The organism is Allokutzneria sp. A3M-2-11 16 (assembly GCF_024213555.1).
Classification (GTDB): domain Bacteria; phylum Actinomycetota; class Actinomycetes; order Mycobacteriales; family Pseudonocardiaceae; genus Allokutzneria.
On sequence record NZ_JANAVO010000012.1, the window covers coordinates 55643 to 82124 of the forward strand.

At 68.1% G+C, this 26482-nt stretch carries 6 protein-coding genes; 5 read left to right on the forward strand and 1 reads right to left on the reverse strand.

What is annotated here, in order from left to right:
• The first annotated feature begins 7 nt into the window (after positions 1-7).
• From NLX83_RS34165 to NLX83_RS34185, 5 genes are all read left to right on the forward strand, one after another.
• Positions 8-8941, forward strand: a complete 8934-nt coding sequence (locus NLX83_RS34165) for a non-ribosomal peptide synthetase (protein ID WP_254239384.1) — start codon at positions 8-10, stop codon at positions 8939-8941.
• Entirely contained in the window at positions 8938-20817 is an 11880-nt protein-coding gene (locus NLX83_RS34170; protein WP_254239385.1) for a non-ribosomal peptide synthetase, read from the forward strand. The genes NLX83_RS34165 and NLX83_RS34170 overlap by 4 nt, the downstream gene beginning before the upstream one ends.
• 2 nt (positions 20818-20819) lie before the next feature.
• Positions 20820-21941: a serine hydrolase domain-containing protein gene (locus NLX83_RS34175; RefSeq protein WP_254239386.1), complete on the forward strand. Its 1122-nt coding sequence runs from the start codon at positions 20820-20822 to the stop codon at positions 21939-21941.
• Positions 21931-23145 carry an MFS transporter gene (locus tag NLX83_RS34180; RefSeq protein ID WP_254239387.1) on the forward strand — a complete coding sequence of 405 codons (1215 nt, stop codon included), beginning with the start codon at positions 21931-21933 and terminating at the stop codon, positions 23143-23145. Before NLX83_RS34175 ends, NLX83_RS34180 begins: the two co-directional genes overlap by 11 nt.
• Before the next feature lie 620 nt (positions 23146-23765).
• Positions 23766-24722 (forward strand): TIGR03885 family FMN-dependent LLM class oxidoreductase, encoded by a 957-nt coding sequence (locus NLX83_RS34185; protein WP_254239388.1) that lies wholly within the window; start codon positions 23766-23768, stop codon positions 24720-24722.
• Here NLX83_RS34185 and ctaD read toward each other — a convergent pair.
• Positions 24719-26464 (reverse strand): aa3-type cytochrome oxidase subunit I, encoded by a 1746-nt coding sequence (ctaD, locus tag NLX83_RS34190; RefSeq protein ID WP_254239389.1) that lies wholly within the window; start codon positions 26462-26464, stop codon positions 24719-24721. The two genes, NLX83_RS34185 and ctaD, sit on opposite strands and share 4 nt — an antisense overlap.
• Positions 26465-26482: the final 18 nt, after the last annotated feature.

Below are 26482 nucleotides of genomic sequence, written 5' to 3' on the forward strand. Positions count from 1 at the left end.
TGCCGGCGTGAGCTGGTCTGTGATCGAGATGTTCGGCCAGCGGGTCCGGCTCGCTCCCACCGCGACCGCGGTGGTCGGCGCCGAGTCCGTGAGCTACCAGGAGCTGGACCTGCGGGCGAACCGGCTAGCGCACCACCTGCGCGCGCGGGGAGCGGGCCCCGGCTCGTTCGTCGCCGTCTGCGCGGACCGCTCCGTCGAGCTGATCATCGGGTTGCTCGGCGTGCTCAAGTCGGGTGCCGGTTACCTGCCGCTGGACCCGGAGCACCCCGCGGACCGCCTGGCGTACATGGTTTCCGACGCCGGTGTGTCCACTGTGCTCACTCAGGATTACCTGCGCGACACGGACTTCTCGTCGTATCCCGCCGAGGCGCCGGTAGTGGACATCGCCGCCGAGGACATCGCCTACATCATCTACACCTCGGGCTCGACCGGCCGTCCCAAGGGCGTTCTGGTGGAGCACCGGCAGCTCGCGTCCTATTTGGACTTCTGCGTGGAGAACTACCCGGGCCTCACCGGGGCGACGTTGCTGCATTCCTCGCTCGCCTCCGACCTGACGGTGACGAGCGTGTGGGGTCCGCTCGTGGCGGGCGGTGTGCTCATGGTCGGCGAGCTGGTCGGCGGGGACCCGTTGCCGCTGCGGCCGACCTTTCTGAAGGTCACGCCGAGCCACCTGTCGATCCTGCGCGACCTGCCGCCTTCGTACTCGCCGTCGCAGGACCTCGTTGTTGGCGGCGAAGCCTTGCTGGGAACGGCACTCGCGGAGTGGCGGCGCGCGCACCCGGGCGCCGCGGTGATCAACGAGTACGGGCCGACCGAGGCGACGGTCGGGTGTGTCGTGTACCGCGTGGAGCCGGGCGTGGGCCTGGGGCCTGACGCGGTCGCGATCGGCCAGGCGATTTCCGGTGCGCAGGCACACGTTCTTGACGACCAGCTGCGTCCGGTGCCGTACGGGGAGATCGGCGAGCTGTACGTGTCCGGGCTGGGTGTGGCTCGCGGCTATCACGGACGTCCTGCGCTGACCGCCTCGCGGTTCGTCGCGGTGCCCGGCGGTGGGCGGATGTACCGCACCGGTGATCTTGTGCGCTATGTGGATGGTGAGCTGGAGTACCGGGGGCGGTCCGACGATCAGATCAAGATCCGTGGCTATCGCATCGAGCCCGGTGAGGTCGAGTCCGCGCTGATGCGGCACCCCGATGTCTCGCACACGGTTGTGGTGGAGCACTCGGGCGATCTCGTTGCCTACGTGGCACCTTCCGGTGCTTCGCCGTCTCAGCTCGCGGAGTTCCTGGCCGCCGACCTGCCCGAGTACATGGTGCCATCGGTGTTCGTGCCGCTCGACCGGCTGCCGTTGGCGCCGAGCGGCAAGATCGACCGCGCCGCGCTGCCGGAGCCGGTGCGGCAGGAGGTGAAGTCCTCCCGCGAGCCGAAGAACGCCACCGAGCAAACGATCGCGGGCATCCTCGCCCAGGTGCTCGGCGTGCAGCGGATCGGCGCCGACGACGACTTCTTCGAGCTGGGCGGCAATTCGCTGCTGGCACTGCGGGTGGTGCCGCGGATCAAGGGCGCCTTCGACGTGAAGCTGCCCGCACGGGTCCTCTTCGACGCGCGCACGGTCGCCGGGCTCGCCGAACTGGTCGAGGCCGCGTCGTCCTCGCCGTCCTCGTCGGGGGGAGGCGCCGACGCCATCGTGCCGGTCTCGCGCGCCGAGCCCCTGCCGCTGTCGTTCTCCCAGCAGCGGTTCTGGTTCTTCCAGGAGTACGACAAGGATTCGGTCGAGTACAACGTCCACTTCGGATTCCGCATTTGCGGGGAGCTGGACGTGCCCGCGCTGACCAAGGCCCTCGACGCGTTGGTCGAGCGGCACGAGGTGCTGCGCACCGTGATCTCCTCCGGCTTCCAGGTCGTCTCCGGAGAGCGCCCTGGTCTGTCCATTGTGGATGCTTCTCTTGACGAGCTCGACCTGGCACTGACCGCCGAGGTCGGTGTGCCGTTCGACCTCGCGCGCGGGCCGGTGATGCGGCAACTCCTTGTCCGGCTTGGTGATCGCGACCACGTCCTGGTGCTCGGCCTGCACCACGTCGCCGTTGACGGCTGGTCGATGAGCGTGCTGGCCGACGACCTCAGCGCGCTGTACAACGGCACGGCACTGCCCGCGCTGCCCGTGCAGTACGCCGATTTCGCGGCATGGCAGCGGGCTCGGCTCACCGATGCGGCGTTGGAGCCGCATGTTCGGTACTGGCGGGACCAGCTCGACGGCCTCGCGCCGCTGCGCCTGCCCACCGATCGGCCGCGTCCCACCGTGAAGTCCACGAACGGCGCGGTCGTCGCCTTCACCTTGCCGGAGCGCTTGACCAGCAAGCTCAATGAGATCGCCGCCGCGTGCGACGCCACCCTGTACATGACGTTGGTCGCCGCGTGTCAGGTGCTGTTCGCGCGCTACTCCGGGCAGCGCGACATCGCTGTCGGCACTGCGGTCGCCGGGCGCGACAACGCTTCGCTTGACCGAGTCGTCGGCTGCTTCATCAACACCCTGGTTCTGCGTTCGCAGGTGCGGGAGTCCTTGTCCTTCAAGGACTTCCTCGGCGAGGTGCGGGAGACCGTGCTCGGCGCGTTCGCGCACCAGGACGTCCCGTTCCAGCGACTGGTCGACGAGCTGTGCCAGACCCGCGACCCGAGCATGACGCCACTGGTCCAAGCGCTCGTGGTGCTCCAGAACGGTCCTGGCAAGAACCTGCGGTTCGCGGGCGCGACGGCGGAGCGGATCGAGTTGCCCAACGTCTCCGCGATCTTCGACATCACCGTCGAGTTCGTGCAGCGCGACGGCTCGTTGGACGGCGTGATCCAGTACGACACGACGCTGTTCGACGCGTCCACTGTGGAGCGTATGGCGGGCCACCTCCGGGTCCTGCTCGAAGGCATCGCGGCGGCCCCCGCTTCGGCCTTGTCCGAGCTGCCTCTGCTGACCGATGCCGAGCGGCACCGCCTTCTCGTGGAGTACAACGCCACTGCTTCTCCGGTCTCGGTCGAGCCCGTGCACAGGCTGATTCCGTCCTCGTCGGCGTTGGCGGTCAACGACCTGACGTACGCGGAGCTTGACCTGCGTGCGAACCAGCTCGCGAACTACCTTGTCGCACAAGGTGTTGGGCCCGATGTGCCGGTCGGTGTGTGCGCTGACCGCGGCGAGCAGTTCGTCATCGGGGCGCTGGCCGTGCTCAAGGCCGGTGGTGGCTATGTGCCGTTGGACCCCGCGCTGCCGACCGCGCGGCGCGACTTCATGATCTCCGACACCGGCGCGCGCCTCGTGCTGGGCTCGTCCGCTTGGCCGGACGTGACGGGTTACCCCTCAACTGATCCCGGTGTGGAGGTGGGACCGGAGCACTTGGCGTACATCGTCTACACGTCTGGCTCGACCGGTCAGCCGAAGGGCGTCGCGATCGAGCACCGCGCGCTGTCCGACCTGTGCGCCTGGTTCCGGTCGTACTATTCGATCACGTCCTCGGATTGTGTTTCGCAGTTGATCGCGGTGGGTTTCGACCCCGCGGTCATGGAGATCTGGGGCACGCTGACCGCGGGTGCACGGCTGGCTGTGCCTGGTGCCGCGGTTCTCGACCACCCGCACGATCTGGTGCGGTGGATGGCTTCCGAGAGCGTGACGCTGACGACGCTTCCCGTGGCGCGCTTGGACTCCGTGTTCGAGCAGCTCGACTCGGTGCCGACGTCTCTGCGCGTCGTGACCACCGGCGGCGATGTGCTTCGTCGGCGTTTTCCGGGCGTGCGCCTGGTCAACCAGTACGGCCCCTCCGAGTCCACTGTGGTCGCGACGTGCGCGTCAGTGTCTCCCGTCGATCACGGGCTGCCCACGATCGGGAAGCCCGTCGCCAACGCGACCGTTTATGTGCTTGACGAGGCGATGCGCCCGGTGCCCGAAGGCGTTCCCGGCGAGCTCCACATCGGCGGTGCGGGCCTGGCGCGCGGTTACGTCAACCGGCCCGACCTGACCGCCGCGCGGTTCGTCCAGTTCGCTGGCGAGCGGGTGTACCGCACCGGTGACCTCGTACGATGGCTGCCGTCGGGCGAACTCGACTTCCTCGGCCGCGTCGACGACCAGGTCAAGATCCGCGGCCACCGCGTGGAGCCCGGCGAGATCGAGACCGCCCTGCTCGCCGTCCCCGGCGTCGCCCAAGCGGCCGTGATCGTGCACGAACCCACCCCCGGCACCAAACGCCTCGTCGCCTACGTATCCCCCAAGATCAACGCCGCGATTGGGGCGCCTAACGCCCTGAACGACCCGTTCAGGGAACCCAACGCCCCGAACGACCCGTTCAGGGAATCTAACGCCCCGAATGCGTCGTTGGGGGTGGGGGAGGTGCGGCGCGAGCTTGAGGGGCGGTTGCCGGGGTACATGGTGCCCAGCGCGATCGTGGTGCTCGACGAGCTGCCGGTGACCGTGAACGGGAAGGTGGATCGGCGCGCGCTGCCGGAGCCGGTCGCCGAGGCGGCGGAGGGGTACGTCGCGCCGACCGGCGAGGTCGAGCACGCGCTCGCGCGGATCTGGGCGGAGACCTTCGGGGTCGAGCGGGTCGGTGTGCGGGACGGGTTCTTCGCGCTCGGCGGCGACTCGATCGTGGCGATCCAGGCGGTGTCCGCGGCGCACCGCGCCGGGCTGCGGATGACCACGAAGGACCTGTTCCGCTGGCCGACGATCGCCGCGCTCGCCCCGCACGTCACCCAGGATGTGGTCGCCACCCCCAGAGGCGGCCCTGTGGTCGGAGAAGTACCGCTGACGCCGATTCAGCGGTACTTCTTCGACAACTTCGACGCGCGCGGGACCTTCGACCAGAGCGTCACGATCGACCTGCCCGCGCCTGTGGACGAGAAAGCGTTGCAGCGAGCGCTGAATGCGTTGGTGGAGCACCACGACGCGCTCCGCATGCGCTTCACCGACGAGGGCGAGCAGTACAACGCCGCCAAGGGAACCGAGCTGTTCCGGGCCGAGCTTGAGACGCCCACGCGTCTCAAGCTGACCGCGCACCACTTGGTGGTGGACGGGATCTCGTGGCGCGTACTGCTGGAGGACTTCCACACGGCCTACCACCAGGCCGATGCCGACCTTGGACCGCGGACCACCTCGTTCCGGGACTGGGCGATCAAGCTGACCGAGCACGCCGCCTCGGGTGGCTTCGACGACGAGCTGGAGTACTGGCGCGGTGTGACCGCCGAGGCCGATCTCCCGACCGACCACAGTGGACCAAACACAGTGGACAGTGCTCGGGAGATCCGAGTGCGGTTCGACGCGGAGGTCACCGGCGCATTGCTCCGGGATGTACCGGACGTGTACCGCACGGAGATCAACGACGTGCTGCTCACCGCGCTGGCGCGCACGCTCTCCGGCTGGACGGGCCGCGATCGAGTGCTGGTCGGCATGGAAGGCCACGGGCGCGAAGACCTCTTCGACGACGTGGACCTCGGCCGCACGGTCGGCTGGTTCACCACCTACTTCCCTGCGGTGATCAACGTGCACGCGGCAGCGTGGGGTGGGCTGCTCAAGTCCGTGAAGGAACAGCTCCGCGCGATTCCCCGCAAGGGCTTGGGCTACGGCGCGCTGCGGTACTGCGCCAAGGCGCTCGGGCCGGAGCTGGAGCCGCAGGTCAGCTTCAACTACCTCGGCCAGTTCTCCGGGACGGGCAGGATCGAACTCCACGAGGACGGCGAGGCCGAGCGCCACCACGTGCTGGAGATCGTTGGCCAGGTCGATGACGGCGAGCTGGAGTTCTCCTGGCACTACTCGGAGAACCTGCACGACGCCGCGACCGTCGAGCGGCTGGCGGAGGACTTCGCCGCCAACGTGCGCGCGATCGTCGAGCACTGCGCCGAACCCGGAGCGGGCGGGCGGACGCCATCGGACTTCCCACTCGTCAAGCTCGACCAGTCCACTGTGGACAAGCTGGACGCCGAGGACATCTATCCGTTGACGCCGACGCAGAGCGGTATGCTCTACGACTCGCTGATGAACCCGGGTTCCGGGCTCTACCTGTGCCAGTTCGACGTCACGCTGGACGAGGTCGCTGATCCGGACGCGCTGCTGCGGGCCTGGAAGGACACCGCGGCGCGGCTGCCGATCATGCGGACGTCCCTGGTGTGGCGGGATGTCGACGAGCCGATCCAGGTCGTGCACCGCGAGGCGCACCTGGAGATCACCGAGTACGAGGGTGATCCGGACGGACTCCTGGAGGCTGACCGCGCTCGCGGGCTGGACCTGGCGGTGGCACCGGTGAGCCGGTTGATGTTCTTCCGGCTCGGGCCGACGAGCGTGCGGTTCGTGTGGACCGCACACCACGCGCTGCTGGACGGGTGGAGCGGACATCAGCTGCTGTCCGAGGTCTTCGCTACCTACGCGGGCCGTACTCCCGTTGTGCGGCGGCCATTCCGCGACTACGTGGAGTGGACGCAGAGCAAGGACGAGACTGCTGCGGAGGAGTACTGGCGGTCGGCGCTGGACGGCTTCGAAGCCCGGACGCCGCTGCCTTTCGACCGTGCTCCGGCCACCGGATATCAGCCGAAGGCGACCGAAGAGGTGGCGTTCGAGCTGGAGACGGCGGTCTCGCGGCGCCTGCACGAGCGCGCCAAAGACGCTGGGCTCACCCTCAACACGGTGGTGCAGGGCGCGTGGGCGGTGCTGCTGTCGCGGTACAGCGGCGAACGGGACGTGTGCTTCGGTGCGACCGTCTCCGGGCGCCCGGCGGAGCTGGTGGGCTCCGAGGACATCCTCGGCCTGTTCATCACCACGTTGCCCGTGAGATCCACTGTGGACAGCGATGTGACGAACTGGTTGCAGCGCTTGCAGGAGGCACAGGTCGAGGCCCGGGACTTCGAGTCGGTCTCGTTGCCGCAGGTCCAGTCCTGGATTTCGTTGCAGCCAGGCGAAATGCTGTTCGACAGCATCGTGGTGTTCGAGAACTACCCCGTGGACCGCGATGCTGCCGCCCGCAACGGGCTGCGAGTGCGGCACGTCGAGGTGACCGAGTCGAACAACTTCCCGCTGAACCTGGTGGCATATCCCGGGGAGCGACTGGGGTTCGTGCTCCGATACGACCCAGAGCTGTTCGACGCGACCACCGTGCGGCGGCTCACCGAGGTTCTGTCCACTGTGGTCGAAGCCATCGCGGATGACCGGCCGATCGATGCCCTCCCGGCAGGCGAAGCGGAGCTGCTGCGGAACTGGAACGACACGGCGGCGGACTACCCTGAGGAGTCGGTTCCCGCGCTGTTCGAGGCGATCGCCGCCGCGCAGCCCGACGCGACCGCGCTGAACGAGTTGACCTACCGCGAGGTCAACGAGCGCGCGAACTCCGTTGCACACCAGCTCATCGAACACGGTGTGCGAGCCGGATCACCGGTGGCCATGCTCATGGAACGTGGGCCGAATACGGTGATCGCGATGCTGGCAGTGCTCAAGGCCGGTGGTGCCTATGTTCCGCTGCACGCGAGCTATCCGGTGGAGCGAGTGCGGTGGATGATCGAGAACACCGGGGCGGTCCTGCTGCTGACCGACCGCTCGACGGAAGACATCGGTTGCCCTGTCGCTTCCCTGGATGCGCAGGGGCCGAAGCACAACCCCGACGTGCAGGTCGTCCAGGACGATCTGGCATACGTCATGTACACCTCCGGCTCCACCGGAACGCCGAAGGGCGTTGCGGTGACCCATCGCAACATCGTTGCCCTGGCGGCGGATCGGCGCTGGAGCGGTTCCGGCTTCGAGCGCAGCCTGTTCCACTCGCCGCACGCCTTCGACGCGTCGACGATGGAGATCTGGGTGCCGCTGTTGGCGGGCGGACGTGTTGTGGTGGCCGAAGGTGAACTCACGGTTTCCTTTCTGCGAAAGGCAATCGAGCAGCACGGAGTGACCGGGTTGTGGCTCACGGCGGCACTCTTCGCGATGTACGCGGAGGAAACGCCGGAGTGCTTCGCGGGATTAGCAGAGGTCATCACCGGCGGTGAGGCGGTCTCGCCGAGTGCTGTCACGAGAGTGCGGGCGCACTGCCCCGGGCTCAGGGTGGTGAACGGCTACGGACCGACCGAGAACACGACGTTCGCGACGACTCAGCTGCTCACCGACGACCACATTGCCCCGATCGGTCGGCCGATGGACAACACCACGGCCCACGTGCTCGATCACCGCTTGCGGCCGGTGCCGATCGGCGCGCCAGGCGAGCTTTACCTTGGTGGAGCCGGACTTGCCCGCGGGTACTTCGGCAGACCGGGGTTGACGGCAGAACGGTTTGTCGCGGCCGATTCTGGTGAGCGCCTGTACCGCACCGGCGACATCGTGCGGTGGAGTGCCAAGGGGGAACTGGAATACCTGGGGCGCACCGACGACCAGGTCAAGATCCGTGGCTTCCGGATCGAGCTGGGCGAGGTGGAGGCTGCCCTCCGCGAGGTTCCCGGTGTGCGTCAGGCGGTGGTGATCGCCAAGGACAACAGGCTCATCGGCTACGTCGTCGGTGAGGCGGAGTCGGTGACGGAGCACCTGGCAGAACGGCTGCCGTCCTTCCAGATCCCATCGGACATCGTGGTCATCGACCGGATTCCCGTTACCAGGAACGGAAAGGTCGACCGGGCCGCACTGCCCGACCCCATGCCGCAACAGGCGCTGAGCACCGAGTACGTCGCGCCGGGCAACCCGACCGAACAGGCGCTCGCCGAGCTGTGGGCCGAGGTGCTGAAGATCGACAAGGTGGGCGCGCACGACGACTTCTTCGCGCTCGGCGGCGATTCCATCGCCAGTCTCCGGCTCATGTCGCGGGTGCGGCGGGCGTTCGGGGTGGACCTGTCGCCGCGCGAGCTGTTCGAAGGGCCGACCGTCGCAGAGCTGGCGGGGGTCGTGCTCACCGCGGTCATGGCCAATGTGGAGCAGCTGATGGCGAACGGGGACCTCGCATGAGCCTGTCAGACGAGCGCATCGCCGCGCTCCCCGCGCATATCCGGGAGATGGTGCTGCGCCAGCTCTCGGGGCAGGCCCGCGCCGATGTCATCGGCCGCCGCGCCGAATCCGGCCCGGCACCGCTGTCGGCGGCGCAGGAACGGTTGTGGTTCCTACACGAACTGGAGCCCGGCAGCATCGAGTTCCGGGTCCCGCTCGTGCTCCGCCTCATCGGTTCGCCGCACGTCGAGGCGTTGCGGGACGCGATCAGCGGCGTGGTCGCCCGGCACGAGATCCTCCGCACGACCTACGACACCGGTGTGCAGATCGTCCAGCCGCCCTCGGTGGTGCCGTTGCCGCTGGCCGATCTCACCGACTTGCCGCAGTGGCAACACCCGCGCGAAGTGGAGCGGTACCTGGTCGAGGAGGCAACCCTGCCCTTCGACCTGCGGACCGATCTCCCGATCCGCGCGCTGCTGCTGAAGCTCTCCGCGCGTGAGCACGTGCTGGTGATCACGATGCACCACATCGCCACCGACGGCCTGTCCATGGGCCTGTTCGCCGACGAACTGGGCGTGTTGTACGGGGGCGGCAGGCTCGCGGAGCTGCCCTTGCAGTACGCGGACTTCGCGACGTGGCAGCGGGAGCAGGACACCAGCACGCAGCTGGAGTACTGGCGCGGCAAGCTCAACAGGCTGTCCACTGTGGACTATCCGACCGATCGCCCCCGTCCTGCTGTCCGCACTCCGCACGGGTCGTCGTACTCGTTCGACATCCCCGACCACGTGGCGGCCCGGCTCCGGGAGCTGAGCCGGGCCCGTGGCGCGACGCTGTTCATGACGCTCGTCGCGGCCGTGAAAGTGTTGCTGGCGCGGTACTCCGGGCAGCAGGACATCGCGGTCGGCACGGCCACCTCCGGCCGTGGCCGCGAGGAGCTGGAGAAGCTGATCGGCTTCTTCGTCAACACCGTCGTACTGCGGACGACGATCGGTGACGGCACGTTCGCGGACGTCCTGGACGATGTGCGGTCCACCGTGCTGGATGCCTTCGCCAACGAGGACGTCCCGTTCCAGAAGCTCGTCGAGGTGCTGCGTCCCGAGCGCGATCCGAGCCGCCCGCCGCTGGTCGACGTGGCGGTGAACCTGCGCCCGATCGCGGAGAACACCGTCGAGCTGGCCGGTTTGATCGTGGAGGACGTGCCGCCGCCGGTGCTGGTGTCCAGTATGGACCTGGCGTTCGACTTCACCGACAGCGACGGGCGGTTGTCCTGTCACCTCGGATTCAACACCGACCTGTTCGACCTGGGCACGGCGGAGCGGACTGCCACCCATTTGAAGACGCTGCTGGCCGCCATCGCAGCCGACCCCTTGACGCGGCTGGGGGAGTTGCCGCTGCTGACTCGGGTGGAGCGCGACCTGCTCACGAAGCGATGGCCTGGCACGGGTGCCGGGCCGCGACCGCGCACGTTCACCGAGATCTTCGCCGAGCAGGTCCGCGCGAACCCCTCCGCGCCCGCGTTGGTGTTCGGGGACGACACGGTCAGCTATGCCGAGCTGGATGAGCGGGCATCGCGCCTGGCCGGGCGTTTGCGTGCGCAAGGCGCGGGGCCGGAAACCCTTGTCGCCGTGGCACTGCCGCGCTCGATTGAGATGATCGTCGCGATTCTCGGCGTGCTCAAGTCCGGCGCGGGCTACCTTCCCCTCGATCCGGACTACCCCGCCGACCGCCTGCGTTTCATGGTCGAGGACGCCCGGCCGGTGCTCGGCATCGGCGCGGTGCCGGACGGCGTTTCCACCGTGGCAACCGATGGCGCGGGGCTGGACGGCCCCGAGGCGCTGGTCTCCAATCCGGCGTACGTCATCTACACTTCCGGCTCGACGGGCAAGCCCAAGGCCGTTGTCGTTACGCACAGCGGCATCCAGGACATGGTCACCATGCACCGTGAACGGCTGGGCGCGGGGCCGGACTCGCGGGTGCTCCAGTTCGCGTCGCTGAGTTTCGACGGCGCGTTCTGGGAGATCTGCCTGGCCCTGCTCTCCGGCGGCGCGCTCGTGCTGTCTACCGCCGAGGAGCGAATGCCGGGCGAGCCGCTGAGCGAGCTGATCCTGCGGCACGGCATCACCCACCTCAACCTGCCGCCGACCGCCGTCGCCGCTCTGTCCGAAAAGGACATTCCGAAGCACGTCGCGCTCGTGGTGTGCGGTGAAGCCTGCCCGCCCGCGCTCGTCGACACGTGGTCGGACGGCCGCGTGATGATCAACGGCTACGGCCCGACCGAGACCATGGTGTGCGCGACGTTCAGCGACGCGTTGCGACCCGGCTCCTCGGGTGTCGTGCCGATCGGCCGCCCGATTCCGAGCGTCCGGAGCTACGTGCTGGACAACGAGCTCCGGCCGGTGCCGATCGGGGTTCCCGGGGAGCTGTACCTCGCGGGAACCCGGCTCGCCCGGGGTTACCTGCGCAGGCCGGAGCTGACGGCGCAGCGCTTCGTCGCGGACCCGTTCGGTTCCGGTGAGCGCCTGTACCGCACCGGTGACCGTGTGCGCTGGTTGGCTGATGGGAACCTGGAGTACCTGGGTCGCACGGACGAGCAGGTCAAGCTGCGCGGGTTCCGCATCGAGCTGGGCGAGGTCGAGGCCGCGATCGGCGCGTTCCCCGGCGTGGCCGCTGCCGCTGCGACCGTGCGCGACGACGCGCAGGGCGCGCGGCGCTTGGTCGGGTACTTCGTCGCGGACGACGTGGATGTGGCTTCACTGCGGGCGTTCCTGCGCGAGCGGCTGCCGGAGCACATGGTGCCGACCGCGTTCGTTCCCCTGGAAAGCTTGCCGCTCAACGTGAACGGCAAGATCGACCGTCGTGCTCTGCCTGCTCCGTCTGGCGAGCGCGAGGCAGGCAACGGTTATGTGGCGCCCCGCAACGACATCGAGCGGGCACTCGTGGACGTGTGGACGGGTCTGCTCGGCATCGAGCGGATCGGTGTGCACGACAACTTCTTCGACCTCGGCGGCGACTCGATCCTCAGCCTCCAGGTGGTGTCGAAGGCGCGCGCGGCGGGGCTGCGGCTCACTGCGAAGCAGACCTTCCAGAAGCAGACGATCGCGGAGCTGGCCACCGAGGTCAACGTCGCCGAGGAGCCCGTCGCAGACCAGGGACCTGTTGTCGGCGAGGCACCGCTGACGCCAATTCAGCGGTGGTTCTTCGACAACTTGACCGACAGCCTGGACCAGTTCAACCAGGCGCTGTTCCTGGAACTCCGGAACGACGTCGACTTCGATGCGCTCAACGCCGCTGTGGCGGCACTGCCGCGGCACCACGACGCGCTGCGCATGCGCTTCGCCGATGGCAAGCAGTACAACGCGCCGGTCTCCGATGATCCTGTGCTGCAACGTGTGGAACTCAAGCACGAAGCCCAGCTGCACGAAGCATTGATCGAGGCGCAGCGCGGCTTCGACCTGGCCGATGGCCCCCTGTTCCGGGCGTTGTTGATCGTGCGCGAAGGCGACTGGAATCCGTTGCTGTTCTTAGTCGCCCACCACCTGGTCGTCGACGGCGTCTCGCTGCGAATCCTGTTGTCCGATGTGGACACCGCCTATCAGCAAGCCGTGGCGGGCGAGGAGATCGACCTCGGCCCGAAGACCACGTCGTTCCTGTCGTGGGCGCGGCAGCTGGCGGACTACACCGGTTTCGAGGCCGAGCGCGAGTACTGGTCGGGCATCGGGGCGGGCGCGGCACTGCCGGTCGACATCACCGCGGGCGACAACACGATCGGCTCGGCGCGGTCGATCTCCGTGCGGCTGACCGCGGAGAAGACCAACGCGCTGCTGAACAAGGTGCCCGAGGTCTATCGGACGCAGATCAACGACGTGCTGCTGAGCGCGTTGGGCAAGGCTGTCACCGAGTGGGCGGGCGGAGACACCGCGCTCGTGGAGCTGGAGTCGCACGGGCGCGAAGACCTCTTCGCCGACGTCGATCTGTCGCGCACGGTCGGCTGGTTCACCTCGATGCACCCGATTGCGCTCACCCTGCCCCGCGAGGGCTGGGGGCCGGTACTGAAGTCGATCAAGGAGCAGCTGCGTGCGGTGCCGAACCGCGGCATCGGCTACGGGTCGCTCGGCCGGACGGTCCAACCGGAGATCGCCTTCAACTACCTGGGCCGGTTCGAGTCGGGCGCGGAGAGCGCGCTGCACCTGGGAACCGTGAACTACCCGGGCTTCGAGCGCGCGGACCGGCAGGAACGGCAGCACCTTCTGGAGATCAACGGCATCATCGTCGGCGGTGAGCTGGAGTTCCGGTGGTCCTACTCGGCCAACCGGCACCACGAGGACACCGTCTGTCGCCTCGCCACTCGCATGATCAGCGCGCTTGAGGAGATCGTCGAGCACTGCGCCGATCCGGCCGCGGGTGGTTACACACCGTCCGACTTCCCGCTCGCCGCGCTCGACCAGTCCACTGTGGATCGTCTGACCAGTGGCGGTGTCGAGGACATCTATCCGCTGACGCCGATGCAGACCGGCATGTTGTTCCACTCGCTCAGCGTCTCTGGACGTGATGTCTACACCGGGCACTTCCGCATCGAGCTGGACGGCGTCTCCGACCCCGCCGCGTTGGCGCGAGCCTGGCAGCGGGTGATCGACCGAACGCCCGTGCTGCGGACCTCCGTGGTGTGGGAGGACGTTCCGGAGCCAGTTCAGATCGTCCACAGTGGAGTGCAACTTCCGCTCACTGTGCACGATTGGCGCGACCGTTCTGCCCAGGAGCAGCGGGACGGTTTGAGCGCGATGTGGGATGAGCGGGACTCTGTCCAGCTTGACCTGTCGACGCCGCCGTTGCTGCGCATGACTTTCGTGCGGTTGTCCGACACTCGGGTCTACGCGCAGTGGGCGGCGCACCACCTGCTCTGCGACGGGTGGAGCTTCTCCGCTGTGCTCTCGGAGGTGTTCGAGGAGCACGCGGCTCTAGGCGCTTCCGTTGTGCGGCGACCGTATCGGGACTATGTGGCCTGGCTCGCCGAGCAGGACATCGAGGAGGCGCGGGCGCACTGGGGCACGGTGCTGGAGGGCTTCACGGCGCCTACTCCGCTGCCGGTGGACCGCGCCCTCGTTCGCGCTCACGAGTCTCGGACCTCGACGGATGTGCGGCTCACGGTGCCTACGGAGGTCTCGCAGCGACTTTTCGAGCTGGCCAAGCGCGCGAGGATCACCGTCAATACCCTGGTCCAGGGCACGTGGGCCATTCTGCTGTCGCGGCTCAGTGGCGAGCGCGACGTGTGCTTCGGCGCGACGGTCTCCGGTCGGCCCCCGGAGCTGGCGGGCTCGGAGCAGATGATCGGCCTGTTCATCAACATGGTCCCGGTGCGCACCCAGGTCGATCCCGCCGCCGGACTGCTGGACTGGTTGCGGGAGATCCAGGACGCCCAGGTCGTCGCGCGGCAGTACGAGTACCTGTCGTTGGCGCAGGTCCAGGCGTGCGGTGAGGTGCCGAAGGGCGTCAACCTCTTCGACAGCATCGTGGTCTTCGAGAACTACCCGGTTGATGGCGACGCGGCGAATCGCCACGGGCTGAGCATCAACGAGTACAGCGGTGATGAGCACACCAACTACGCGCTCACCCTCAGCGCGTATGCGGCCGAGAACTTGATGCTGTCCCTGGGGTACGACCCGCAGCAGTTCGACGACAGCACCGCGCAGCGGCTCGCCGCACACCTTTCGGCGCTGCTGTCGTCGATCACTGAGACGTCCACTGTGGACGATGTTCGGATCTTGTCGGATGAGGACCGGAAACTCCTGCTGCACGGGTGGAACTCCACCGCCGTGGAGTATCCGCCGACTCGGCTCGTGCACGAGATGTTTGCGGAGAAGGCCACGGAGATCCCGCAGCAGACCGCCGTGCAGTGCGGCTCCGACTCGATGACGTTCGCCGAGCTTGATCGGCTGTCGAACCGCTTGGCACACAAGCTCGTTGAGTTCGGCGTCGCGCCAGGCGCCCTGGTCGGTGTTTGCGTGGAGCGCGGGAGCGCGGCCGTTGCGGCGTTGCTGGCCGTGTTGAAGGCCGGTGGTGCTTTCGTGCCGCTGGACCCGGACTACCCGCCCGCGATGCTCGCCACGATGCTGGAGGACGCTGCGGCGCCCGTCCTCATCACCGAGGAACGCTTGCGGCACAAGCTCGACGCAGGAGACGGGCGGGTGCTCTGCCTGGACACCGTTGCGCTCCCTGACGTTCAAGGGCCGCCGGTCACCGCCGTGACCACGGCTGATCTTGCCTACGTCGTCTACACGTCGGGATCGACCGGACGGCCTAAGGGCGTCATGGTCAACCACGACAACGTGCACCACATCATGCGTGCGTGGGATGCGCGCTACGGGCTGACCGAGATGCGCCCCCGTTGCGTCTCGGTGTCCAGCCTCTCGGTCGACCTGTTCTTCGCGGACTTCCTGCTGTCGGCGATGTTCGGCGGCACGATGATCGTGTGCCCCACGGAGCAGGTCGCCGATCCGGTCGCGCTCACCGACCTGCTGGCCGACACTGACGCGCAGCTGCTGGTCACCGTTCCGGCGTTGGCCAAGGCGATCGCGCGGGAGCTGACCTGGCGTGCCGGCTCGCTTCCCGAGCTGCGCGTGCTGGCGGTGGGCTCGGAGGGTTGGCAGGTCGGCGACGCCGCCGAAGTGTTGGCGCGGATGAGCCCGGACACCTTGGTGGTCAACGCATACGGCGCCACGGAGACCACTGTGGACGCCACGATCTTCGAGGTCACGTCGGCGCTGTCCGAGACGGTCGGGTTTGTCCCGGTCGGTCGTCCGCTGGTGAACACCAGGGGATACGTGCTGGACGACGCGATGCGCCCGGTGCCGATCGGCGTCGCGGGCGAGATGTACATCGCCGGAGACGCGGTCGCGCAGGGCTACTGGAATCGTCCTGACCTGACCGAGCAGCGGTTCCTCACTGATCCGTTCATCCCCGGCGCGCGGATGTACCGCACTGGTGACGTCGTGCGCTGGAGACCTGATGGCAACCTGGAGTTCGTCGGCCGTGCCGACGACCAGGTGAAGGTCCGCGGTTTCCGGGTTGAGCTGGGCGAGGTCGAGACCGCGCTCGCCAAGCATCCGCGGGTCACCGATGCCGTTGTCGCCGCGCACAAGGACGATTCCGGACATGTCCGCCTCGTCGGCTATGTGGTCGGTGACGTCGGCCTGGCCGAGCTGCGGGAGTTCCTGAGCTCCGCTCTGCCAGCGCACGCGGTGCCTTCCGCCTACATCGTGCTGGACGAACTTCCCATGTCTGCCAGCGGGATCGTGAATCGGCGCGCGCTTCCCGAGCCGACTGCGGTGTTGGAGTCGAGCACCCCGTATGCGGCTCCGCGCAGTGACGTCGAGGCACGCCTTGCCAAGGTGTGGCGCGAAGTTCTCCGCGTCGAGCGTGTTGGCGTGCATGACAACTTCTTCGACCTGGGCGGGGATTCGATCCTGAGCATCCAGGTCATCTCGCGGGTCCGCGCCGCGTTCGGTGTCGCACCGTCGCCGCGTCAGCTCTTCGACACGCCAACGGTCGCTTCACTCGCGGAGATCATCGGGCAGTCCACTGTGGATGATGACCCCATCGTGCCGGTGTCGCGGAGCAAGCCGCTGCCGTTGTCCTTCGCGCAGCAGCGGTTGTGGTTCCTCAACGACTTCGATCCGACGAGCACCGAGTACAACACTGTGTTCGCACTCCGCTTGCACGGCTCGGTGGACGCCGACGCACTGGAGATCGCGCTCGGTGATCTCGTCGCCCGGCACGAGCCGTTGCGCACGATCTTCGACCTCGTGGACGAAGAAGCCGTGCAGGTGATCCACGACTCAGTGCCCGTCCACCTCGCGTTGCAGGGCGACCTGGAAGCCTTGGTGGAGCAGCCGTTCGACCTGCGCAACGGCCCCGTCTTCCGTGCCGCGCTGCTCAGCGAGTCGCCGACGGAGCACGTGTTCGCGCTGGTCATGCATCACATCGCGACAGATGGCTGGTCGATGGGCCTGCTGGCGAGCGAGCTCGGCGCGTTCTACTCGGCGGCACTGCGCGGCGAGCGGGCGTCGTTGTCACCGCTGCCCGTGCAGTACGCGGACTTCGCCGTCTGGCAGCGCTCCAGGATGTCCACTTTGGACAGGGATCTGGAGTACTGGCGTTCCCACCTCACGGGGATCGTGCCGCTGGACCTGCCGATCGACCGGCCTCGGCCCACCGTGCGTTCGGCCGCGGGTGGCATGAAGATGTTCGAGGTCGACGCGGATGTCGTGGCCCGGCTCCGCGCCCTGGCGAGGGAACAGGACGCGACGCTGTTCATGACGCTCGTCGCCGCGGTGAAGGTCCTGCTGGCCCGCTACACCGGGCAGACGGACATCGTCGTGGGCACCGCGGGCTCCGGCCGCAATCGCGCCGAAGTGGAGGGCCTGATCGGCTTCTTCGTCAACACCGTGGTGCTTCGGTCCACTGTGGACGAGTCGCGGACCTTCGCCGAGCACCTGGCGACCGAGCGCGGCACCATCCTGGAGGCGTTCACCCACGACGAGGTCCCGTTCGAGCGGCTGGTCGAGATCGCCCAGCCGGAGCGCGACCCGAGCCGCAACGCGGTGGTCGAGGTGATGGTGGGCCTGGAGAACACCCGGGCCCAGGACATGGAACTGCCCGGCGTCGAGGTGGAGGCGCTGCCCACGGTCAGTGAGGACATCAGCCACGACCTGACGGTGGACTTCGTCGAGCAGGAGGACCGCCTGCTGGCCGCGGTCGGCTACAGCACGGCGTTGTTCGACGAGGGCACGATCGACCGGATGATCGACAACCTGCGAGTTCTGCTCGCGGGCGTTGCGGAGAGCCCCGGGCGGACGCTGTCCACGCTGCCGCTGCTGGAGGAATCCGCACACCCCGACACCGCCTACTCCGGCCCGGCGCCGATGCTCACGGATGCTTTCGAAGAGCAGGTGCGGCGCACGCCTTCTCGCACAGCCGTGGTGTGGCAGGGCGGTTCGCTGACCTTCGCCGAGCTGAACGCGCGGGCAAACCAGTTGGCGCACCAGCTGATTGCGCGGGGGATCGGCCCGGAGCACGTGGTGGCTCTGGGCACGCCCAGGACTGGCGACCTGATGGTCGGCATGCTCGGCGCGTTGAAGGCGGGAGCCGCGTACCTTCCGCTCGACCCGGACAGCCCGGCTGAGCGGCTGGAGTTCGTCCTGTCCGACGCTGCGCCATCGTTGGTGCTGAACGAGATTGACGATCTGTCCGCGTTCCCGACCGCAAACCCCGTTGTCGACAGGCATCCGGCCCATCCCGCGTACGTGATCTACACGTCGGGCTCGACCGGGCGGCCCAAGGGCGTGGTGATCGAGCAGCGCAACCTGGCGAATCTCCTCGCGCACCACCGGTCTGAGTTCGTGCGGAAGGAGTCCGGGAGTGAGTTGTTCAGGGTCGCGATGACCGCGGCCTTCTCCTTCGACACCTCGCTCGAAGCCGTGCTGTGGATGGTCGACGGCCACGAGCTGCACCTGGTCGACGACCTCACCCGCCGTGACCCGGAGGCGCTGGTGGACTACGTCGCCTCGCATCGGATCGACCTGCTGGACGTCACTCCGACCTACGCCGAGCAGCTGACCGCGGTCGGCCTGCTCACCTCGGAACGGCACCGTCCCAAGGTGTTCATGCTCGGCGGTGAGGCGGCGGGCGAGGCGCTGTGGCGGGACCTCCGCGATGCGCCGGACACCATCGGCTACAACTTCTACGGGCCGACCGAGTGCACTGTGGACACTCTGTTCTGCCGCGTGGGCGAGAGCACCGGACCGATGGTCGGCCGTCCACTGTGGAACACCACGGCGCACGTGCTCGACCGTTTCCTGCGGCCGGTGCCGATCGGTGTCGCGGGCGAGCTGTACTTCTCCGGAGCACAGCTGGCGCGTGGCTACCTCAACCGCCCTGGCTTGACGGCGGAGCGCTTCGTAGCGGACCCGTTCGGTTCGGGTGGGCGTCTGTACCGCACCGGCGACCTCGTGCGCTGGACCGCCTCCGGCATGATCGAGTACCTGGGGCGGACGGACGACCAGGTCAAGGTGCGCGGTTACCGCATCGAACTCGGCGAGGTCGAGGCCGCGCTGATGTCTGCGCCCGGTGTGGCGCAGACCGTCGTGGTGGCTCGGGCGAACCGGCTCGTCGCCTACGTTGTCGGCGACGTGGACACGCGGAAGCTGCGCGAGTACCTGGGGCAGCGGCTCCCGAGCTACATGGTGCCGTCCGCTTTCGTTGTGCTGGAAGCCTTCCCCGTGACGACGAGCGGCAAGGTCGACCGCAACGCGTTGCCCGCGCCACAGATCGAGAACGCCTCCGATGAGGGCTACGTCGCACCCGAAGGCACCGTCGAGGACACGCTCGCGCGGATCTGGGCGGAAGTCCTCGGACTGGACAAGGTCGGCGCGCAGGACAACTTCTTCAGCCTCGGCGGGGACTCGATCCTGAGCATCCAGGTGGTGTCCAGGATTCGCCAGGCCGGGCTGAAGGCGACCTCGAAGGACCTGTTCCTGCACCAGACCGTGGAGCGCCTGGCCAAGGTCGTCGCCGTGGACACGCGGGCCGAGGACACCGCGCCGGTGACCGGCGAGGCACCGCTCACGCCGATCCAGCGGGAGTTCTTCGCGGCGCACACCATCGCCCCGCACCACTTGACGCAGTCCGCGTTGATCGAGCTGACCGAGGACCTGCACGAGCCGTCGTTGCGGGCCGCGCTCACCGCCGTCGTCACGCAGCACGACGCGCTGCGGTTGAGGTTCCGGTCCACTTCGGACGGTTGGGTGCAGTGGCACGCCGAGCCCGCGCCGTTTGTCGTTGAGCGACACGACTTGTCCGGTGACCCGGATCGCGAGGCCACGATGGACGCCTTGGCAGTCGCGGCGGACTCCGGGCTGGGTCTTGCTGGGCCGTTGGTTCGTGCGCTGCTGTTCGAGTTCGGGGCGGGGGAGCGGCCGAAGCTGTTCCTCACCGCGCACCACCTCGTGGTCGACGCGGTGTCCTGGCGGATCGTCCTCGATGACCTTGAAGGCGCCTATCGGCAGGCGGTGGCGGGCAAGCCCGTGCGGCTCGGCCCGAAGTCGACCTCGTTCAAGGACTGGGGAAACCGGCTCCGTCAGCACACTGTGGACGGTGGGTTCGACCGAGAGCTTGCCTTCTGGTCGGCCCTGCCTTCGGCGCAGTCCCTGCCTGTGGACCACTCGGGCGTGAACCTGGTCTCCTCCACGAAGACAATCACGGTTTCGCTGTCCGAAAAGGACACCGATGCACTGCTCCGCCTGGCTTCGGGAGCGCTTCGCAGCCGGTTCGGCGATGTGCTGCTGAGCGGCCTCGCGTGGGCGCTGAGCCGGTGGACGGGCTCCGATCAGGTCGTGATCGACCTGGAAGGCCACGGTCGCGAGGAGATCTTCGACGGCGTCGACCTGTCCAGGACGGTCGGCTGGTTCACCACGCTCTACCCGGTCGCGATCGACGTCCCCAGTGGAGAAACCGACTGGGCGACCGTGGTGAAGACGGCGCGGCGTGGCCTGCGCAAGGTGCCCGGAAACGGCTTGGGCTATGGGGCGCTGCGGCACTTCGCGGATGCGCTGGCCCAGGCCAGGTCGCAGGTGGTGTTCAACTACCACGGCAAGGTCGATGGTGTCGGCGCGCCGAACTCCAGCGCGCTGTACCGGGGCTTCGGTGAGCCGATCGGTCGAGAGCAGGCCCTGGACGAGCGGACCATGCACCTCCTCGAAGTCGTGAGCGCGGTGAGCGAGGGCAAGCTCGAATTCACCTGGTACTACTCGTCGAACGTGCATTCCGAGTCCACTGTGGAGCGTGTGGCTTCGGATCTCGTGGCACTGCTGCGGGAACTCGCCGCACACCTGGAAGGTCGGTAGTCGTGCTCGCTTCACTGTGCGCTTCTCACCAGGTGCCCTCAGCGCAGCTCGTGGTGCGCGATGCGTCAGGGACCACCTCCGAGTCGTTCGGCACCGCGGCTGACACCGCGTTTCCGCTCGGATCGCTCACGAAGCCGTTCACGGCAGCGCTGGCGATGATCCTCGTGGAGGACGGCGAGATCTCCCTCGACGAGCCGCTTTCCGAGCACCTGCCGGACGTTGACGTGACGCTTCGGCAAGTGCTCAGCCACACCGCGGGCTTCGCGTCGAACATCGACGAGGACGCCGAGCAACCCGCTCTGCGCTCCCATTGGTTTCCGCGCTACTGGCGGGAGAACGGCCTCGTGCACCCGCCGGGCACGGTTTTCTCGTACTCCAACGTGGGATACATCGTCGCCGGGCACCTCATCGAGGTCCTGACCGGGATGGACTGGGCTGAGGCTGTCGCGGAGATCCTGTTGCGTCCCCTCGGTATCTCGGTGTCCGGCCGCGAGACCGCTGAGGGGCACACCGTGCTCCCCGATGGGCGCGTCGTCGGTATCGGGCCCCAGTCGGCACTCGCTCTGGAGGATCCGAACGGTGGCTTGGCGCTGAGCGCGAGCGATCTCCTTGCTGCTGCTGGATTCTGCGGCGAGATGGTTGAGGACCAGCTTGACTCTGTCGCGGTAGGACCCTTCGGCATGGCGGACGGCTGGGGTCTGGGTTGGGCGCGCTACGGCACTTGGTGGGGCCACGACGGCACCAGCGACGGCACGTCGTGTCACTTCCGATTCGACCCTCGCAGCGGCCATGCGGTCGCGCTGACCACGAACGCGAGCACGGGCCTGGATCTGTGGCAGGACCTCGTCGCGAAGCTCGGAGTACCTGACTATGACCCCGTTGATCCCGGCGAGCCGGTGCAACCCGATCCATGGGCCGTGGGCCGCTATGTCAACGGTCCGTCCGAGTTCGTCGTTTCCTTGCACGACGGCACATTGGTGCTGGCTCCCGACACGGAGCTGACCTGCTATGCGGGTGGGCGTTTCACCGCGCAGGCCCTCCCCGGCAGCAAGTTCGTCCTTTCTGGACGGTTCCTGCCCGACAGCGTCCAGCTCAGCGGAAGGTTGGCGCGCCGTGGTGGTTGACATCCAGCCGTTGTCCCGCAACAGGAACTACACGATCCTGTGGACCAGCCAGCTGTTCTCCGAGCTGGCCGGGGAGATCACCCAGATCGCGTTCCCGTTGCTGATCCTGCTCTCCGCGGGTTCGCCCCTCGAAGTCGGCGTGATCGGCTCCGTGCTCGCGTTCGCCCACATGATCGCGATCGTGCCCGCCGGGGTGATGGCCGACCGGTGGAACCGCAAGCGGGTCATGCTCGTCTGCCAGATCGCCAGGACCGCCGCGATGGCCGCCCTCGCGTTCACCCTGGCCTTCGACGCGCGTTCCTTCCTGTTGCTCGTCGTCGTCGCCCTGGTGGAAGGCTTCCTCGGCTCCGTCTTCGACCCCGCCGAACACGCTGCGCTACCCCAGGTCGTCCCCGCCGAACAGCTCTCCCAGGCCATCGCGACGAACACCGCCCGCCCGTTCATCGCGACCCTCGCGGGCCCCGTGATCGCCGGAGTGCTCTTCGGCGCCCATCCCATGCTGCCCTTCCTCGCTCAGGCGGCGGTGCTGGGGATTTCCGTTGTGGCCCTTGTGTTTCTCCGGCTTCCACCGCGGGCTCCCGCACCTCCGGAGGCCGTGTCGGCCGATCTGCTCGGCGGCTTCCGCTGGGTGCTCGGCCAGCGCGTGATCCGCTCCACCCTGGTGTGGATGATGTGCTCGAACCTGCTGTTCAGCGCGTTGCTCGTGGTGATCCTCGCGATCTCCGGCGAGGACTCCGTCGCCCCCGGCGAGATCGGCTTCATGATGGCGTTCCTCGGTGCCGGTGGCCTCCTCGGCGGCCTGTTCGCGGCCCGCCTGCACGCCGCTTTCCGGGCGCCGGTGCTGATCCTCGGCTTCTCCTGGATCGCCGCCGCGCTGACCGCCGTGATGGCTTTCGTGCCCGCCGGGGTCCCGCTCGGCCTGCTGCTGGGCGGCGCCGCGTTCCTGCTGCCCGTCGCCAACACCACCGTGATGACCTATCAGATGATGATCACTCCGGATGAGCTGCGAGGCCGGTTGAGCGGCGTCGCCGGTTTCTGCTCCGGTGGCGCCGGTGCCCTCGGCCCCCTGGTCGGCGGCGCGCTCACCGCTGCCCTGGGCGGCACCCCCGCTGTCCTGCTCTGCGCAGCCGCCATGGCGTGCGTCGCGTTGGCCACCACCCTCAGCCCTACGATGCGCCGCTTCCCCTCCGCCTCACCCCAGTAACCCCGCTTCTCCCGTTTCGTACTCTTGCCGGGATTTGGGAGCGCTCTCTTGCCCGTTATGAGTACGAAACGGGATTGGTTTGGACCACGTGGGCCACCGATGAGGGGTGCTCGGCGGGAGTGGGGTGGGCGTGCACGGGGCTCATTGTAGTGCGGGGATGCGAACCTGGCGGACGTGGTTCAGGGGTGGACGCTCTGGGCTACGCGATGTGCTCGGTCGCGAGCCGCGTCGTCGGTGCCGGGCACGGTTGCGTGTCCCCAGATGCCGTCCTTCACTTCCCAAGCGACGCCACTCCGTTCGGCGGAGACGACCCACCGGGCGGAGCGGCCGTGCACGTTCGGCGCCACAGCCCCGGAAGGAGGCGTTGCGGAGAACGAGATCCGCGCGATCGGCATGCCACCGGTACGGCGTGAATCCTCCGGCGGAGCCCACGTGGAAGGTCCGGGTAGTACAGGTAGCCGCGGTCGAGGTCGGCCCACAGGGGCAGGTAGACCACGAAGGCGAGCGCCAGGTAGGCGAGCGGCACGAACCGGAGTAGGCGATTCACGACAGGGGAACACCCCGGATGTCGGTTCGCGTTGTGTGCCCATCGACACGCAACCCGGGGAAAGGTGGCCATTGTGGACATCGGCTTCCACGCCTCGCACGAGCAGTTCCCGCCGTCACGGCTGCTCGGCCTCGCCCAGCGCGCCGAGGCGGCGGGCTTCGACGCCGTGCTGTCGTCGGACCACCTCGCCCCGTGGAGCGGGCGGCAGGCGCACTCCGGCTTCGCGTGGACGTGGCTCGGCGCGGCGATGGCGGCGACCTCGCTGCCCTTCGGCGTCGTCACCGCGCCCGGCGATCGCTACCACCCGGTGGTCCTCGCCCAGGCGATCGCCACGCTGGCGGAGATGTTCCCCGGCCGGTTCACGCCCGCTCTCGGCTCCGGGCAGGCGCTGAACGAGCACGTGACCGGGCAGCCCTGGCCGCGCAAGCCCGTCCGCAACGCCCGCCTTCGCGAGTGCGCCGACGTCATGCGGCGGTTGCTCGCGGGCGAGACGGTGGAGCACGACGGCCTGGTGACGGCTCGGGCCGCGCGCGTCTACTCACTCCCGGCAGCTCCGCCTCCGCTGCTGGCCGCCGCGCTGACGCCGTCCACCGCGCGCGAGGTCGCGTCCTGGGCGGATGGGTTGATCACCGTCAACGCGCCGAAAGGCAAGCTGCGCCGGGTGATCGAGGCGTTCCGCGAAGGCGGCGGCACCGGCCCGGTGCACGTGCAGGTCCACCTGTCCTGGGCCGACGAGGAGAGCGAGGTCCGCGCGCAAGCCGTGGACCAGTGGTGCACCAACGCTTTGCCGCCCGAGCTGAACGAGGAGCTGGAGCTGCCGGAGCAGTTCGACGCCGCGACGGAGCACGTTCCCAGTTCTGCCTTGGAGAGCAGCGTCCTCATGTCCAGTGATCTCGCGAAGCACGTGGAACTGCTGGCCTCCTACGCCGAACTGGGCATCGACCGCGTCTACCTGCACCAGGTCGGGCGGAACCAGGAACGCTTCCTCGATGTCTTCGGCGAAAGGGTGCTCCCGCTGCTGCGCGGCTAGCGGTCGCGCGTGTCGTCCCCGCGTTCTGACTCCTCCCGAGCGGCATCCGCGGCCGCCTCCGAGGGAGCCGGGCGACCGCCCACGTGGGCTTCGGACCGGAACCGCTCGACCATGTGCGGGTAGTGCAGTTCGAAGGCGGGCCGCTCCGAGCGGATGCGGGGCAGCTCGGTGAAGTTGTGCCGGGGCGGTGGGCAGGTCGTGGCCCACTCCAACGAATTACCGAAGCCCCACGGGTCGTCCACGGTCACGACCTCGCCGAAGCGGTAGCTCTTCGCCACGTTCCACAGGAACGGCAACACCGACAGCCCCAGCAGGAACGCGCCGATGCTGGACACCGCGTGCATGACGGTGAACTGGTCGGTCGGCAGGTAGTCGGCGTAGCGGCGGGGCATGCCCGCGGCGCCGAGCCAGTGCTGCACCAGGAACGTGGTGTGGAAGCCGATGAACGTGGTCCAGAAGTGCAGTTTGGCCAGGCCCTCGTCCATCATCCGGCCGGTCATCTTGGGGAACCAGAAGTAGATCCCGGCGAAGGTGGCGAACACGATCGTGCCGAACAGCACGTAGTGGAAGTGCGCCACCACGAAGTAGGTGTCGGTGACGTGGAAGTCCAGCGCGGGCGCGGCGAGCAGGATGCCGGACAGCCCGCCGAGCAGGAACGTCACCAGGAACCCGATGCTCCACAGCATGGGCGACTCGAAGGTGAGCTGCCCCTTCCACAGCGTGCCGATCCAGTTGAAGAACTTCACCCCGGTCGGCACCGCGATCAGGAACGTGGCGAACGCGAAGAACGGCAGCAGCACCGCGCCCGTGGCGTACATGTGGTGCGCCCAGACCACAATGGACAGTGCGGTGATCCCGATCGTGGCCCACACCAGGCCCTTGTAGCCGAACAGCGGTTTGCGGCTGAACACCGGAAGGACCTCCGAGACGATGCCGAAGAACGGCAGCGCCACGATGTAGACCTCGGGGTGGCCGAAGAACCAGAACAGGTGCTGCCACAGGATCGCGCCGCCGTTGGCCGGGTCGAACACGTGCGCGCCGAGCAGCCGGTCGGCCAGCAGGCCGAACAGCGCGGCGGTGAAGATCGGGAAGGCGATCAGCACCAGGACGCTGGTCAGCAGCATGTTCCAGGTGAAGATCGGCATCCGCCACATCGTCATGCCCGGCGCGCGCAGGCAGAGCACCGTGGTGATCATGTTGACAGCGCCCAGGATCGTGCCGAGCCCGCTGAGGATCAGCCCGACCGCCCACAGGTTCGCGCCGATGCCCGGGGCGTGGGTGGCGTCCGAGAGCGGGGTGTAGGCGAACCAGCCGAAGTCCGCCGCGCCGCCCGGGGTGAGGAACCCGCTGACCGTGATCAGCCCGCCGACCAGGAACAGCCAGTACGACAACGCGTTCAGCCGGGGGAAGGCGACGTCGGGGGAGCCGATCTGCAACGGCAGCACGTAGTTGGCGAAGCCGAAGGTGATGGGCGTGGCGTAGAGCAGCATCATCACCGTGCCGTGCAAGGTGAACAGCTGGTTGTACTGCTCGGCGGAGAGGAACTGGAGCCCCGGCGCGGCCAGCTCGCCGCGCATCAGCATCGCCATCAACCCGCCGATCAGGAAGAACCCGAACGACGTCGCGATGTAGAGCAGGCCGATCTGCTTGTGGTCGGTGGTGCCGAGCAGCCGGAGCAGCGCCGCGCCCTTGGGCCCCCTGCGCCGTGTGGTCACGGGGCGGACGCGGACGGTGTCGGTCATGGCTGGGAGCTACCCGAA

Excerpts from the sequence above, each read along its gene's own strand:
- NLX83_RS34170 (WP_254239385.1), top strand. The coding sequence starts at position 8,938 with ATGAGCCTGTCAGACGAGCGCATCGCCGCGCTCCCCGCGCATATCCGG.
- ctaD (WP_254239389.1), bottom strand. The coding sequence starts at position 26,464 with ATGACCGACACCGTCCGCGTCCGCCCCGTGACCACACGGCGCAGGGGG.